Here is a 1,113-nt window from a genome sequence, read left to right as displayed (position 1 = left end):
GACTTAATAAGTTTACTATTGAAAAATTGGCATTAGGTTTAGCGCGTTATTTAAATGCCCAAACAAACAGTCCAACAATAGTCATTCATTATGATATTAGACATCTTTCAACTGAATTCGCCCAAATTATTGCTAATGTATTAGCAAACCATCAAATAACAGTTTATTTACCTGATACATATAAAACGACACCGGAATTATCGTTCGCGGTTCGCAATCTTAATACTACTGCCGGCATTATGATTACAGCAAGTCATAATCCGAAAGACTATAACGGCATTAAAGTATATGGTTCTGATGGCGCGCAATTATCGACTGATGCATCTGAGCTTGCAAGTCGTTATATCGAAGAAGTTGGCGATCCATTACAGATTGATATACCTATTTCAAAACAAAATACATCTTATATCAAACCTTTTCCGAAATCTGTAACTGATGACTATATGAAACACATTCAAAATATGATTGGCTATATTCCTAAATCTGATTTACAAGTTGTGTTCACTAGTTTGCATGGTACAAGTGTTCCAATTGTACCTGAGTTATTAAAATCTTTGAATTTCAATCAATTTAATCTTGTAGATGCACAATGTAAACCTGATCCGAATTTTAGTTCAGTTCAAAGTGCTAATCCTGAAGATCATCGCGCTTTTGATCAAGCAGTCGAACTTGCAAATAAAAGTCATGCAGACTTATTAATATCAACTGACCCAGATGCAGATCGACTTGGTATTGCTGAACGTGATGCACATGGTCATATCACATATTTTAATGGCAACCAAATTGGTGCGCTGTTACTTAATTATCGTATTCAACAAACGTCTCAATTACGTCACCGCTTAATGATTCAATCTATTGTAAGTAGTGAGTTAACAAAGTCATTAGCACGCTATAATAATGTTAAATACAAAGAGGTACTGACGGGCTTTAAATTTATTGCTCAGGAAATAAGACAACTGGATGATCATCAAAATATGATTTTCGCATTTGAAGAGAGTTACGGTTTTCTATCAGAGCCTTTTGTACGTGATAAAGATGCCGTACAAATTGTGCCACTCATTATAAAATACGCTTCTGAGTTAAAATTATATGGCAAAACATTGAAAGATGAAT

1 protein-coding gene is annotated in these 1,113 nt (G+C 34.1%); it reads left to right on the top strand.

The annotated features are described in order from the left end of the window. On the top strand, nt 1-1,113 hold a 1,113-nt coding region (locus IDG60_RS15440), incomplete at both ends, for a phospho-sugar mutase (RefSeq protein WP_206160882.1).

It is taken from the genome of Staphylococcus sp. EG-SA-2, from assembly GCF_017152085.1.
The sequence above is the reverse complement of the archived record's forward strand: the minus strand, read 5'-3'. Positions and strand labels throughout refer to the sequence as shown.